This window comes from Burkholderia cenocepacia (genome assembly GCF_014211915.1).
In the GTDB taxonomy this organism is placed as follows: domain Bacteria; phylum Pseudomonadota; class Gammaproteobacteria; order Burkholderiales; family Burkholderiaceae; genus Burkholderia; species Burkholderia orbicola.
On sequence record NZ_CP060040.1, the window covers coordinates 1756108 to 1768667 of the forward strand.

At 67.1% G+C, this 12560-nt stretch carries 14 protein-coding genes and 1 pseudogene; 6 read left to right on the top strand and 9 right to left on the bottom strand.

The features are described 5' to 3' along the window. Window positions 1-44 precede the first annotated feature (44 nt). Window positions 45-821, top strand: a complete 777-nt coding sequence (otnI, locus tag SY91_RS24315; RefSeq protein ID WP_023476360.1) for a 2-oxo-tetronate isomerase — start codon at window positions 45-47, stop codon at window positions 819-821. Between the two features lie 28 nt (window positions 822-849). Beyond that, window positions 850-1821, top strand: a complete 972-nt coding sequence (denD, locus tag SY91_RS24320) for a D-erythronate dehydrogenase (protein ID WP_023476359.1) — start codon at window positions 850-852, stop codon at window positions 1819-1821. A gap of 241 nt (window positions 1822-2062) precedes the next feature. Here denD and SY91_RS24325 read toward each other — a convergent pair whose 3' ends face one another. Both SY91_RS24325 and SY91_RS24330 read right to left on the bottom strand, forming a co-directional pair. Further along, a complete protein-coding gene (locus SY91_RS24325; protein WP_043887610.1) occupies window positions 2063-2338 on the bottom strand; it encodes a DUF4148 domain-containing protein in 276 nt (91 codons plus the stop codon). A gap of 71 nt (window positions 2339-2409) precedes the next feature. Then, window positions 2410-2754 carry a DUF4148 domain-containing protein gene (locus SY91_RS24330; protein WP_023476357.1) on the bottom strand — a complete coding sequence of 115 codons (345 nt, stop codon included), beginning with the start codon at window positions 2752-2754 and terminating at the stop codon, window positions 2410-2412. 209 nt (window positions 2755-2963) lie between these two features. On the opposite strand from SY91_RS24330, the gene SY91_RS24335 reads away from it, so the two are divergent. The 3 genes from SY91_RS24335 (at window position 2964) to SY91_RS24345 (ending at window position 5274) form a co-directional block, all read left to right on the top strand. Beyond that, on the top strand, window positions 2964-3653 hold the full coding sequence (locus SY91_RS24335) for an aspartyl/asparaginyl beta-hydroxylase domain-containing protein (RefSeq protein ID WP_011547023.1): 690 nt from the start codon (window positions 2964-2966) through the stop codon (window positions 3651-3653). Window positions 3654-3782: 129 nt separating this feature from the next. Next, window positions 3783-4052 carry a MoaD/ThiS family protein gene (locus tag SY91_RS24340; protein ID WP_006480577.1) on the top strand — a complete coding sequence of 90 codons (270 nt, stop codon included), beginning with the start codon at window positions 3783-3785 and terminating at the stop codon, window positions 4050-4052. A gap of 73 nt (window positions 4053-4125) precedes the next feature. Further along, window positions 4126-5274, top strand: coding sequence for a WD40/YVTN/BNR-like repeat-containing protein (locus SY91_RS24345; protein ID WP_023476356.1), 1149 nt, complete (start codon window positions 4126-4128; stop codon window positions 5272-5274). Window positions 5275-5355: 81 nt separating this feature from the next. On the opposite strand, the gene SY91_RS24350 is transcribed toward SY91_RS24345, so the two are convergent. Then, complete coding sequence (locus SY91_RS24350) at window positions 5356-6279, bottom strand: LysR substrate-binding domain-containing protein (RefSeq protein WP_023476355.1); 924 nt, start codon at window positions 6277-6279, stop codon at window positions 5356-5358. 146 nt (window positions 6280-6425) lie between these two features. On the opposite strand from SY91_RS24350, the gene SY91_RS24355 reads away from it, so the two are divergent. After that, window positions 6426-6851, top strand: coding sequence for a PACE efflux transporter (locus SY91_RS24355; RefSeq protein WP_011547019.1), 426 nt, complete (start codon window positions 6426-6428; stop codon window positions 6849-6851). A 9-nt stretch (window positions 6852-6860) separates the two neighbouring features. Here the strand turns inward: SY91_RS24355 and SY91_RS24360 are convergent, their stop codons facing one another. From SY91_RS24360 to SY91_RS24380, 6 genes and pseudogenes are all read right to left on the bottom strand, one after another. Next, entirely contained in the window at window positions 6861-7487 is a 627-nt protein-coding gene (locus SY91_RS24360; RefSeq protein WP_023476354.1) for a trimeric intracellular cation channel family protein, read from the bottom strand. After that, entirely contained in the window at window positions 7484-7612 is a 129-nt protein-coding gene (locus SY91_RS35170; RefSeq protein WP_260632437.1) for a hypothetical protein, read from the bottom strand. Before SY91_RS35170 ends, SY91_RS24360 begins: the two co-directional genes overlap by 4 nt. A 170-nt stretch (window positions 7613-7782) precedes the next feature. Next, on the bottom strand, window positions 7783-8730 hold the full coding sequence (locus SY91_RS24365) for a choline ABC transporter substrate-binding protein (RefSeq protein WP_006480573.1): 948 nt from the start codon (window positions 8728-8730) through the stop codon (window positions 7783-7785). Between the two features lie 104 nt (window positions 8731-8834). Beyond that, on the bottom strand, window positions 8835-9833 hold the full coding sequence (locus SY91_RS24370) for a GlxA family transcriptional regulator (RefSeq protein WP_006480572.1): 999 nt from the start codon (window positions 9831-9833) through the stop codon (window positions 8835-8837). A 390-nt stretch (window positions 9834-10223) separates the two neighbouring features. After that, window positions 10224-11120: a choline ABC transporter permease subunit gene (gene choW / locus SY91_RS24375; RefSeq protein ID WP_006480571.1), complete on the bottom strand. Its 897-nt coding sequence runs from the start codon at window positions 11118-11120 to the stop codon at window positions 10224-10226. Further along, window positions 11113-12404 (bottom strand): annotated as a pseudogene (locus SY91_RS24380) (glycine betaine/L-proline ABC transporter ATP-binding protein); the annotation flags it as partial. The gene choW and the pseudogene SY91_RS24380, both read right to left, overlap by 8 nt. Window positions 12405-12560: the final 156 nt, after the last annotated feature.

A 12560-nucleotide genomic window follows, 5' to 3' on the forward strand; every position in this document is an offset into this window, starting at 1 on the left:
GGGCGCACGGCGCCCCGCCCCATTCATGCACAGGACCCGCTGCCATGCCACGCTTCGCCGCCAACCTCTCGATGATGTACACCGAGCATGCGTTTCTCGAACGCTTCGCCGCTGCCGCCCATGACGGCTTCAAGGCCGTCGAGTACCTGTTCCCGTACGACTTCGCCGCCGAGGACATCCGCGCGCGCCTCGACGCGCACGGCCTCGAACAAGCGCTGTTCAACGCGCCGCCGGGCGACTGGGCCGCGGGCGAACGCGGCATCGCATCGCTGCCGGGCCGCGAGGACGAGTTCCGCCGCGGCATCGACCAGGCGCTCGACTATGCGCGCGTGATCGGCAACAAGAAGCTGCACGTGATGGCCGGCATGGTGCCGCCGGGCGCCGACCGCGCGCGCCATCGCGATACGTATCTGGCGAACCTGCGCCATGCGGCGCAGGCGGCCGCCGCGCACGGCATCACGCTCCTGATCGAGCCGATCAACCAGCGCGACATGCCCGGCTACTTCCTGAGCCGCCAGGACGACGCACAGGCGATCCGCGCGGAAGTCGGCGCGCCGAACCTGAAGGTGCAGTTCGACTGCTACCACTGCCAGATCGTCGAAGGCGATCTCGCGATGAAGCTCAAGCGCGATTTCGCGGGCATCGGCCATATCCAGATCGCGGGCGTGCCGGAACGCCACGAGCCGGATGTCGGCGAACTCAACTACCCGTACCTGTTCGCGCTGATCGACGCGCTCGGCTACGACGGCTGGATCGGCTGCGAATACCGGCCGAAGGCCGGTACGTCGGAAGGCCTCGGCTGGCTCAAGACATATCTGTAATTCCCGTATTTCCCAGAGGGTCAACAACATGAAAGTACTGATCACCGGCGGCGCCGGCTTTCTCGGCCAGCGTCTCGCGCGCAAGCTGCTCGAGCGCGGCGAACTGACCGGCCCCGACGGCCGTATCGAGAAGATCGACGAGCTGGTGCTGCTCGACGTCGTCAAGGGCAGCGATTTCGGCGATGCGCGCGTGACGTCGATCGTCGGCGACATCGCCGATCGCGCGGTGCTCGACAGCGCGATCGACACGCAGACGGGCGCGATCTTCCACCTCGCGGCGATCGTCAGCGGGCAGGCCGAAGCCGATTTCGATCTCGGCATGCGGATCAACCTCGATGCATCGCGCACCCTGCTCGAAGTGTGCCGCGCGCGCGGCCACCAGCCGCGCGTCGTGTTCACGAGCTCCGTCGCGGTGTACGGCGGCGCGCTGCCCGACGTCGTGCAGGACGACACCGCGCTCAACCCGCAGTCGTCGTACGGCGCCGAGAAGGCGATCGCCGAACTGCTGCTGTGCGACTACGCGCGGCGCGGTTTCGTCGACGGCCGTGTGCTGCGGCTGCCGACCATCAGCGTACGGCCCGGCCGCCCGAACGCGGCGGCGTCGTCGTTCGCGAGCGGCATCATCCGCGAGCCGCTGAACGGCGAGGAAAGCGTGTGCCCGGTGCCCGGCTCGACGCGGCTGTGGCTGCTGTCGCCGCGCGGCGCGATCGACGCGCTCGTCGCGGGGTGCGAGATCGACGGCGCGAAGCTCGGCAACAAGCGCGTGATCAACCTGCCGGGGCTGTCGGTATCGGTCGACGAGATGATCGCGGCGCTGCGCGAAGTCGCGGGCGACGAGGTCGTGAAGCTGATCCGTCATGCGCCCGACGAACGCGTCGAGAAGATCGTCGGCAGTTGGCCTGGCCGCTGGGATACGTCGCGCGCGGAAGCGCTCGGGCTGAAGGGCGACACGTCGTTCGTGGACGTGATCCGCAGCCATATCGCGGACGAACAGCGCTGATTTGAACCGGATCGGGCCGCGTCGACGCGGCCCGGCCGAATGTGGCCCGGCGTGGCCCGACCGATTCCCCGACGCGCAACGACGCGCGTTGCGTCCCGGCCACCTGCCTGAAGTGCGCATCGACGCCGGGACAACACCGCACCACCGCTCCACACGATTCGTCTCCGCGCGACACGCCGCGCGCGTGCCTCGCTCTGCCGCGATGCCGACGGTCGCGCGCAACACGGGTACATAACGGCACCTAGTTGCCGACCTGCGCCGGCATGCCGGGCTCGGCCGCCCGCGTCGCCGACGCCGCCATCCGCGCGCCATCCTGCTCGGCGAGCTTCGCTTCCGCGGCCTGGATATCGGCCGGATACTCGCCGTCATCGCCCTTCGCCGGGTCGTACCCGGCCGCTTCGAGGCGCATCAGTTCGTCGCGAACCTGCGCACGCGTCAACGGTGCGGCCGATTGTGCGAATGCCGACTGACCGACGATCGCAGCGATCATCGTCAGTAGTGCGATATATATTTTCATCATGAACTCCTTCAATGTGACGTATCGATCAACCACGGGATTTGCGTGACCTGAGAATGCAGGCCCGCGGCTCAGCTTCCGAAATAGACCGTGCAGAAGCTCGCGGGGCCGACGCATGCGGCTGCGCCTCGACGCGGCGACATCGAAGCCGGCTTGCCCGCGTCGGACGACACGGCCGGATCGCTGCCGACCGCCGTGCTGGCCTGCCGCTGCGGCATCCGCTCGGCCTGCTGCTGGAACAGCGGGCTCACGTCCGGATACGACGTATCGGTCACGAAGCGCAGCCCATTGTTTTGTGCATCGATCAGTTCCTGCCGGACCTGTTCGCGCGTGAGCGCCTGTGCCGACGCTTGCGTCGCGACACCTGCGAGAGACATCGCCGCCACCGTGGCGGCTACCAGCCAGTGCGTGTTCATGTTCCACTCCTTCATCAGTCAACGAGACGACGTGCTACACCCGTATGACGACGGAGGGGCCGGGTTTATTCCCGCCTTTCCATACGCGCCTGCCGAACGTTCATCGAACTGTCATTCATTCGTCAGCCGGCGTAACCTGACGTAACGCAATGCCCGCCGTGCTTCGGGCAGACTGACCCCCACTTCATCCGGGCCGCCCATCGATCGACATGTCCGCCGCTTACGACCATGCAGCCGCCCTGCTGCGCACGCTGTACGACCGCCATATCGACAGCGGTGCGGTGCTCGACGCGTCCGCATTCCCGGATGCCGAGCGTTTCGTGCGCGCGTGGCCGGCGATCCGCGCGGAGGCGCTGGAGGTAGCACGCGACATGCCGCGCATCCCGCGTTTTCACGAAATCATGCGCGAGCAGTACGACATCTCGGCCAACGATGCACGCGACTGGCGCATGTTCATCATGCAGGCGTACGGCCAGCCGTTTCCGCGCAACCTGTCGCGCTGCCCGACCGTCGCGTCGCTCGTCGCGGCGTCGCCGGACGTGCTGTCCGCGTCGCTGTCGTTCCTCGCGCCCGGCAAGCACATCCCGCCGCATCGCGGGCCGTTTCGCGGCATCCTGCGCGGTTATCTCGTGCTGTCGATGCCGAAGCGCGCCGACGGCACGCCGGCGGCCGTGCTGAAGGTCGACGGACACGAATACCGGCTCGACGAAGGCCGCTTCCTGCTGTGGGACGACACGTTCACACACGAGGTGTGGAACGACAGCGACGCCGTGCGGATCGTGCTGCTGCTCGATATCCGTCGGCGCGGAATGCCGCGCTGGCTCATGTGGCTGTCGAATGCGGTGATCGGGGTCGTGCGGCTCGGCATCCGGATCAGGGGGCGGTCGATTCCGGTTTAGCCGCCGCCAGCCCGCGCAGACGCCATGGCAAACGCCATCGCTTGCGGCCGCTCCGTTCCGCCTTTCGACACCCGCCGGATCGCCTAAACTACAAGCCGTCCCTTCGTGCGGCTCCTGCCAGCTACCGCCATGGCGCATCTCTTCTTCGCCGCGTCGATCCAGCGGCATGTCGAAACGCCCGAGCGCGACGTCGACGCGCATACGGTCGGCGAGGCATTCGACACCATTTTCAGCGAGCAGCCGCGGCTGCGCGGCTACATCGTCGACGACCAAGGTGCGCTGCGAAAGCACCTGTCGGTGTTCATCGACGGCCAGCCGATCCGCGACCGGCAGCGCCTGTCCGATGCGCTCGGGGCCACCAGCCGCGTGTATGTCGTGCAGGCGCTGACCGGCGGATAAAGGGACCGATGCCCGAGCACCTCCCCATACCAAGTGCCGTCGCACCAAGGCGGACCATCAGGAGACATTGCGCATGAACGATCGACTGCTCGTCGCCACCCGCAAGGGCCTGTTCGTCCTGCAACCCGACGGTCATGGCGGCTGGACGCCCGGCGAACCGCATTTCATCGGCGAGCCCGTCAGCATGGCGCTCGCCGACCCGCGCGACGGCACGCTGTATGCGGCACTCAATCTCGGCCATTTCGGCGTGAAGCTGCATCGCCTGCGCGCCGGCGCCACCGACTGGGAGGAATGCGCAGTCCCGGTTTATCCGCCCCAGCCCGCCGACGCGTCGCCCGCCCGCGCCGACACGCACGCAGGCAGCGGCGACACCGCCGACGCGCCTGCCGGATCGCCGCAGCCGCCGTGGACCCTTCAGCAAATCTGGTCGCTCGAAACCGGCGGCGCGGACGAACCGGGCGTACTGTGGGCCGGCACGATTCCCGGCGGCCTGTTCCGCTCCGACGATCACGGCGATTCGTGGGTACTCAACCGCGCGCTGTGGGATCGCCCCGAACGCGCCGAATGGGGCGGCGGCGGGTACGACGCGCCGGGCATCCATTCGGTGATGGTCGATCCGCGCGACAGCCGGCACGTCACCGTCGGCATCTCGTGCGGCGGCGTCTGGCAGACCACGGACGGCGGCGCGACGTGGCGCGTGACCGCGGAAGGCATGGAGGCCGACTACATGCCGCCCGAGCGGCGCGGCGAGCCGAACATGCAGGACCCGCACCGCGTCGTGCAGTGCGCGGCCAACCCGGACGTGCTATGGACGCAGCATCATTGCGCGATCTTCCGCTCGACGGATAGCGGTGAGCACTGGCGGCGCATCGAAGCCGAGCCGTCGAGCTTCGGTTTCGCGGTGGCCGTGCATCCGCACGAACCGGATACCGCGTGGTTCGTGCCGGCCGTGAAGGACGCGTGCCGGATTCCGGTGAACGGCCGGTTCGTCGTCACGCGCACGCGCGACGGCGGCCGCAGTTTCGAAACCCTGTCGAACGGGTTGCCGGCCGCGCCCGCGTACGACCTCGTGTACCGGCACGGGCTCGCGGTGGACGATTCCGGCACGCGCCTCGCGATGGCGTCGACGACCGGCGGGTTATGGACGTCCGCCGATGGCGGCGAGCACTGGCAACAGGTATCGGCGCACTTGCCGCCGGTGTATTGCGTGCGCTTCGGTTAATCACACGCGGACACCGAACGAAACGCAACCATCCGCACGTTGCCGAACGGAATTCGCGCGCCGGCGTAACCGACCGGCGCTTCACGCAGCCGGCGCTATCCGCCCGACCGACGCACGCGTCCGTGCGATTTCCGCTTCGAGCCAGTCGAGAAACCGCCTGACCTGCGGCTCGCGCTCCCGCCCCGGCCGGCACAGCGCGACGAAGCGCGCACCGGCGAGCCGCACCGCGGACTCGATCGGCTTCAACGCACCGCGCTCGACATGCTCGGCGGCCAGCACGGAGCTGAGCAGCGCGATACCCTGCCCGTGCAGCACGGCCTGCAACGCGTAATGCTCGTCGTCGTAATGGCGAAACACCGCGCGTTCGAGCCACGCTTCCCGGCCCGCCGCGCGGCACCACGAAGCCCAATCGACCGACACGGGCAGCGGCGTATCCCACATGGTCTCGATCAGGTCGAGCGGCTCGTCGGTACGATGCGCGTCGAACCCGACGGCCGCATACGCACCGAAATATTCGTCGATCAACGCAATCTCGTGCAGCGCGGGAAACTTTCGCGACGTCGCGCGAATCGCGAGATCGATCCGTGCATCCCGTTCGAGATCGACGAGCGCGTTGCCCGTTTCGACCTTGATGTGCAGATGCGGATCGACGCGCCGAAACGCGCCGAGACGCGGAATCAGCCACATCGCCGCAAAGGCGGGCGTGGTGGTCAGCACGAGCGGGCGCTCGTCGGCCGCATCCGGACGCACCGCATCGAGCCCGCGACTCAACGCCAGCAACGCATCGTGACTCGCGCGAAACAGCCGCTCGCCTTCTTCCGTCAGCCGCACGCCGCCCGCGCCGCGCTCGAACAGCAGCACGCCGACGCGGCTCTCGAGCGACTTGATCTGGTGCGACACGGCGGCCGGCGTCACGGACAGTTCATCGGCTGCGGCCTTGAACGTGCCGAGCCGTGCCGACGCTTCGAATACACGCAATGCGGTCAGGGGAATTTTCGAGAACACGGGGCCTCGCGCGCCAGATGCGGCCGGGTTGAATTCGATTCAATCGGGGTGAGATTAGGTGAATTGAAGCGGGTGCGCAACGCGGCTAGCCTTGCGGGACGTCGCGGCATGGCGCCGCGGCGGTTGCCCTCGAACCGGAGGAACCCGTGCAAGGCCTACCGCGCAGGATCACGCAGGCGGTGCTCTACGAAGCGATCGCCATTTCCTGCATTTCGCCCGTGATCGCGGCGATCTTCAAGCAGGATCTCGTCTATTCAGGCGCGCTGTCGGCGACGATGTCGGCGATCGCGATGCTGTGGAACCTGATCTTCAACGCGCTGTTCGAGCGCTGGGAAGCGTCGCGCCGGCAGCCGGCGCGTACGCTCGGGCGGCGCATACTGCACGCCACCGGATTCGAGGGCGGGCTGATCTTCATCCTCGTGCCGGTCGTGTCGGGGTGGCTCGACATCTCGTGGTTCGACGCGTTCGTCGTCGATATCGGGCTGTTCGCGTTCTTCTTCTGCTACGCGTTCGTGTTCCAGTGGGCGTTCGACCGCGTGTTCGACGTGCCGGCGGCGACGAAGCAGTCGTGAGCCGGGCGCCTATGCCCCCACGGCGATTTTAGGCAACTGCCAGCCGAAGCGTACCGCCGCCATCCGCAGCGCAAAGCACGCGATGCCGCCCAGCACGGCCGCGACGACGGGCGGGCAACCGAGCCGCCGGCACGACACGACGACGACCGCGCCGAGCAGTGCCGCGCTCGCGTAGATGTCCGTGACCAGCACGACGGGAATCCGCGCGAGCAGCAGATCGCGCACCACGCCGCCCCCGCAGCCGGTCACGGCGCCCATCAGCGTCGCGATGAACGGGTGGACGCGGAATTCGAGCGCCTTCACCGCGCCCGCAACCGCGAACAGCGCGAGGCCGGCCGCGTCGAGCGCCGTCAGCAGCGACGGCGAGAACGACGCGACCCGCGCATGAAACACGAAGGCGAACAGCCCGGCAGCGAACGCGAGCGCCGGATAACGCCAGTCGCTCACGGCGCTCGGCGGGCGCGCGCCGATCAACAGGTCGCGAATCACGCCGCCGCCGAGCGCGACGACGAGCGACAGCACCATCACCCCGAACAGGTCGAGGCCGGCGCCGATCGCCGCATTGGCGCCCTCGATCGCGAACACCGCCGTGCCCGCGAGATCGGCGGCGAGCACGACTTGCTCGATGCGCTTCATGCGAGTGAATGGCCGATGTTAAGCATCGTCCGGTTGCTGCGTGCGCCGACCGAAGCCGACGGGTTGTTCGGCCGCGTGCCGGCTGCGTGTTGCCGTCCGGATGCATCGAGCGGGTTGCGGGTCATCGTCGTCTCCTCGATCGGGGATCGAGCAGTCTAGCGTATCGTCCGGCGACCGTCGGGCCAAGCGTGAAGCGGGCAGCAAAAAGCCGGCGCAAGCAGGTCATCCTGCTTGCGCCGGCTCGAAAATTCACGTCAGGCTTCGCGCCGCATCCGCACGGCCCGACACGTCACGCTCAATGCACGCCGAGGTACGCCTTCACCGCCGGCAGGCCCGGCTTGCCGTCGAGCGTCGTCACGCCGGCCAGCCACTTGTCGAGCGCTTGCGGGTTCGCCTTCAGCCAGTCGGCGGCAGCCTTGTTCGGGTCCTGCTTGTTCATGATCGGCACCATCACGTGGTTCTCGATCGACGTCGTGAACTGCAGGTTCGACACGAACTTCGCGACGTTCGGGCAGCGTTGCGCGTAATCGGGCGGGGTCGCCGTCAGCACCTTCGCTTCGCCGTAGTTCGGGCCGAACACATCGTCGCCGCCGGTCAGGTAGTCGATCTTCATCTGCACGTTCATCGGATGCGGTTCCCACCCAAGGAACACGATCCACTGCTTGTCGCGGGCCGCGCGATTCACTTCGACCAGCATCCCGGCCTCGCTCGACTCGACCAGCTTGAACTTGCCGAGGCCGAACTGGTTGCCGTCGATCATCTTCTTGATCAGCGCATTGCCGTCGTTGCCCGGCTCGATCCCGTAGATCTTGCCGTTGAGCTTGTCCGCGTACTTCTGGATGTCCGCGAACGACTTCAGGCCGCCCTGGTACACGTAGTCGGGCACCGCGAGCGTGTATTTCGCGCCGGTCAGGTTCGGCGTCGCGAGCACCTTGATCGTGCCGGCCTTCGTGAACGGCTGGATGATCGGGTCCATCGTCGGCGACCAGTAGCCGAGGAACACGTCGATCTGCTTGCTCTTGATCCCCGCGAACGTGATCGGCACCGAGGCGATCGTCTTCGTCGGGTTGTAGCCGAGCCCCTGCAGCATCGTCGACGCGAGGCCCGTGGTCGCCGCGATGTCGGACCAGCCGACATCGGCGAAGCGCACGTTCTTGCATACGGGCGGATCGGCCGCATAAACGGCCGACATCGGCGCGGTCACCCCGATCCCGCACACCGCTGCGATCAATAGGCGCTTCATCTTGCTTCTCCTCAAAGTGATGTCGTTTGCTTGAATGCGGGATCGTTTATTGAAGCCGCGCGCCGCGATCCCGGCGACGTCGCGGACCGACGGATTGCCGCGGCTCAGCGCCCGGGCAGCCGGCGCTCGTAGCTCGGCGCATGGCCGAACTGCGCGCGGTATGCCTTGCTGAAATGACACGGCGAATGAAAGCCGCAGACCGTCGTCACGCGTGCGATCGATGCATCGGTCGTGCGCAGCAGGTCGCGGGCGCGTTTCAGGCGCAGCGTCAGGTAATAGTGGGTCGGCGATACGTTCAGGTACACCTTGAACATGCGCTGCAGATGCCGCTGCGACAGCCGCACGAGCCGCGCGAGCTCCTCGAGCGACAGCGGCTCCTCGATGTTCGCCTCCATCAGCCGCACGACCTCGATCAGCTCCGCGCGCGAGAAGCCGACCCGCGCATCGACCGGAATCGGCTGCGTATCGGTCGAGCTGCGAATGCGCTCCAGGATGAACTGCTCGGATACCTGCGCGGCCAGTTGCTGGCCGAACCGCATGCCGACGAGGTTCAGCATCAGGTCGAGCGGCGCGGTGCCGCCCGTGCAGGTCAGCCGGTCGCGATCGACGACGAACAGCTCGTCGGCGAAGCCCACTCGCGGAAATTCGGAATGCAGCGCGGACAGGTTTTCCCAGTGCACGGTGCAGCGATAGCCGTCGAGCAAGCCGGTCGACATCAGCGCATAGGCGCCCGTGCAGATGCCGCCGAGCGGCAGCCCGCGTTCGGCGAGCGCCGCGAGCGTATCGCGCGCGCCCTCGTCGACCACGTCGCGAATGCGGATGCCGCCGCACACGATCATCACGTCGGGCAGGTTGTCGTAGTCGAGCGCCTGCGTGGGCCGCACCGCAATGCCGTTGCTGGCATGCGCGGGCGCGCCGTCGAGCGAGTAGATCGACCACTTGTAGTGATCCGCCCGCCCGACGTAGTTCGCCATCCGAAGCACTTCGACCGCGCTCGAGAACGCGATCATCGAGAAGTTCGGCAGCGTCAGGAAGCCGAAATGGGCGAGGGACGAAACCGGTGAAACGCAGGCGGCGGGCGCGACAGCGACGGCGGACGTCACATCGGTCTCCTAGGGTCTGTTTCCAGATGGAACGCACATGCGTTGCCACGAGAACGGCCGCTCGCGAGGCGCGCGACGCCGCGAATACTCAGCGTATTCGCAAGGAGTGCAACGCGGCGAGCGGCCGTTCTCGTGGCAACCCCAAACTTGAAATGTATTCCACGGGAATGCCCGAAATCGCCCGCATGGCGGCGTCGCTCGTCGCTTGTTTGGCTAGGCCAAACGGCGCTCCTCACTTCTTGCCCTGCGAGCGATTTCGGGCATTCGCATGTGCGTTCCATCTGGAAACAGACCCTAGAGGAGGTTGCAGGGGGCCAGCCCCGCGGCCGAAGCCGCGGGAACCGTTATCCATTCAGGGTGTGCGGCCAGGTCGCTCCTGGCCGCCGAAGATCAGGCCTGCGCGGGCGCGGCCTTCACGCGAAACAGCTGCTTGAGGCCCGAGAACAGCGGCGCCTTCACGGTGCCCGGTGCGCGGCCGAAGCTTTCGGTGATGCGGTCCAGAATGATCGCGAGCAGCACGACCGACAGGCCGCTCTCGAAGCCGAGGCCGATGTCGAGGCGCTGGATACTCGCGAGCACGTCGTTGCCGAGGCCGCCCGCGCCGACCATCGACGCGATGATCACCATCGACAGCGCCATCATGATCGTCTGGTTCACGCCCTGCATGATCGACGGCAGCGCGTTCGGGAACTGCACCTTGTACAGCAGCTGCCACGGCGTGCAGCCGAACGCCTGGCCGGCTTCGACAATCTCGCGGTTCACGTGACGGATGCCGAGGCTCGTGAGACGCACCGCGGGCGGCATCGCGAAGATCACCGTCGACAGGATCCCCGGCACGCGGCCGAGACCGAACAGCATCGCGGCCGGAATCAGGTAGACGAACGCGGGCATCGTCTGCATCAGGTCGAGAATCGGGCGCACGATCGCGGCGACCCACTTGCTCTTCGCGGCCCAGATGCCGAGCGGAATGCCGAGCACGAGGCTGATGATCGTCGACGACAGCGTGAGGCCGAGCGTGATGACCGTCTGATCCCAGAAGCCCGTCGCGAAGATCAGCAGCAGCGAAAGCGTGGTGAACAGCGCGAAGCGCCAGCCCACCCGCCACAGCCCGACGCCGATGAAGATCGCCATCATCAGCCACATCGGGATCGCCTGCAGGCCATGCTCGACGAACGCCGCGAGCCCTTCGATCGCTTGACCGATCGCGTCGAACGTCTTCGCGTCGTGGTCGAGCAGGTAGTGAACGGACTGGTCGACCCAGGTACCGAGCGGAATCATTTCAGACATGGGAGCCTCGCGAACGCGTGATGGCCTTCAGGATGAGCGCACGATCGACCGAGCCGCAGTAGCAGCCGTCGTCGTCGACGACGGGCAGTGCATTCGGGCTCGCGACCACGCGCGCGACGACATGTTCGAGCGACGCATCGCGCCGGATGCTTTCGATCGGCCGCACGGACGGCGTGTCCTGGCCGAGCGCCTCGCGCGTGACGAAGCCGCGAATCTTGCGTGCGGCGTCGAGCACGAACGCGTATTCGGCGCTGCCGTTCAGCGAAGCCGCGACGTTCGCGGCATCGCACTTCGATACGAGCGGCACCGCGCCGGTCTGCATCAGGTCGCCGGCGGTGAGGTAGCGGCTGGTGTCGATGCCGTCGAAGAACGCGCGCACGTAATCGTCGGCCGGGTTCGCGATGATGTCCTGCGGCGTGCCGACCTGCACGAGGCGGCCGCCCTCCATGATCGCGATGCGGTTGCCGATGCGCAGCGCTTCCTCGAGATCGTGCGACACGAACATGATCGTGCGGCGCTGCTCCTTCTGCAGTTGCAGCAGCACGTCCTGCATTTCGCGGCGCTTGAGCGGATCGAGCGCGGAGAACGCCTCGTCCATGATCATCAGCGAAGGGTTCACGGCCAACGCGCGGGCGAGGCCGACGCGCTGCTGCATCCCGCCCGACAGCTCGGACGGCAGCTTGTGCGAGAACGGCGCGAGACCGACCTGCTCGAGCACTTCCATCGCACGGCGCTCGCGCTCCTTCTTGCCCATGCCGCCGACTTCGAGCCCGAACGCGGCATTCGACACGACGGTGCGATGCGGCATCAGCGCGAACGACTGGAACACCATGCTCATGTCCTTGCGGCGCAGCGCGGTCAGCGCCGAGCGGCGCGCCGACGCGACATCGAGCCCGTCGATCAGCACCTTGCCGGCGCTCGGATCGACCAGCCGGTTCACGAGGCGGATCAGCGTGGACTTGCCGGAACCGGACAGGCCCATCAGCACGAAAATTTCGCCTTCCTGCACATCGAAGGAGACGTTGTGCACGCCGACGACCTGGCCGGTGCGCTTGAGCACATCGTCCTTCGTCGCGCCGGCGGCGAGCATGTCGAGCGCCTGCTGCGGATTGCTTCCAAACACCTTGCACAGACCTTCGACCACAACCTTGGGGGCATCCATCGAAACCTTCTCCTCGTGTAGCGGGGACTCGCGCTTGTCATAGCGTGCCTACATAGTTGCCAGAAAAAACCCCGGCCTGCCGACGAATTACGACAAACGCTTGCGCAAATACGACACGGCCGGCAGCCCCGCCGGGCGGGCCGCGCAGCCGATTGCGGCGGCGCAAAACGCGCACGGCCAGCAACGACGGGCATCACCCGGCGGCCTTGTGCGCAGCAACGCGCCAAACGGCACATGAGGTTTTGCGCCAGGCCGCCTCCGGCACGCGTCGCTTTACG

Excerpts from the sequence above, each read along its gene's own strand:
- denD (WP_023476359.1), top strand. The coding sequence starts at position 850 with ATGAAAGTACTGATCACCGGCGGCGCCGGCTTTCTCGGCCAGCGTCTC.
- SY91_RS24340 (WP_006480577.1), top strand. The coding sequence starts at position 3,783 with ATGGCGCATCTCTTCTTCGCCGCGTCGATCCAGCGGCATGTCGAAACG.
- SY91_RS24325 (WP_043887610.1), bottom strand. The coding sequence starts at position 2,338 with ATGAAAATATATATCGCACTACTGACGATGATCGCTGCGATCGTCGGT.
- choW (WP_006480571.1), bottom strand. The coding sequence starts at position 11,120 with ATGTCTGAAATGATTCCGCTCGGTACCTGGGTCGACCAGTCCGTTCAC.
- SY91_RS24360 (WP_023476354.1), bottom strand. The coding sequence starts at position 7,487 with ATGAAGCGCATCGAGCAAGTCGTGCTCGCCGCCGATCTCGCGGGCACG.
- otnI (WP_023476360.1), top strand. The coding sequence starts at position 45 with ATGCCACGCTTCGCCGCCAACCTCTCGATGATGTACACCGAGCATGCG.
- SY91_RS24345 (WP_023476356.1), top strand. The coding sequence starts at position 4,126 with ATGAACGATCGACTGCTCGTCGCCACCCGCAAGGGCCTGTTCGTCCTG.
- SY91_RS24365 (WP_006480573.1), bottom strand. The coding sequence starts at position 8,730 with ATGAAGCGCCTATTGATCGCAGCGGTGTGCGGGATCGGGGTGACCGCG.
- SY91_RS35170 (WP_260632437.1), bottom strand. The coding sequence starts at position 7,612 with ATGACCCGCAACCCGCTCGATGCATCCGGACGGCAACACGCAGCCGGC.
- SY91_RS24335 (WP_011547023.1), top strand. The coding sequence starts at position 2,964 with ATGTCCGCCGCTTACGACCATGCAGCCGCCCTGCTGCGCACGCTGTAC.
- SY91_RS24330 (WP_023476357.1), bottom strand. The coding sequence starts at position 2,754 with ATGAACACGCACTGGCTGGTAGCCGCCACGGTGGCGGCGATGTCTCTC.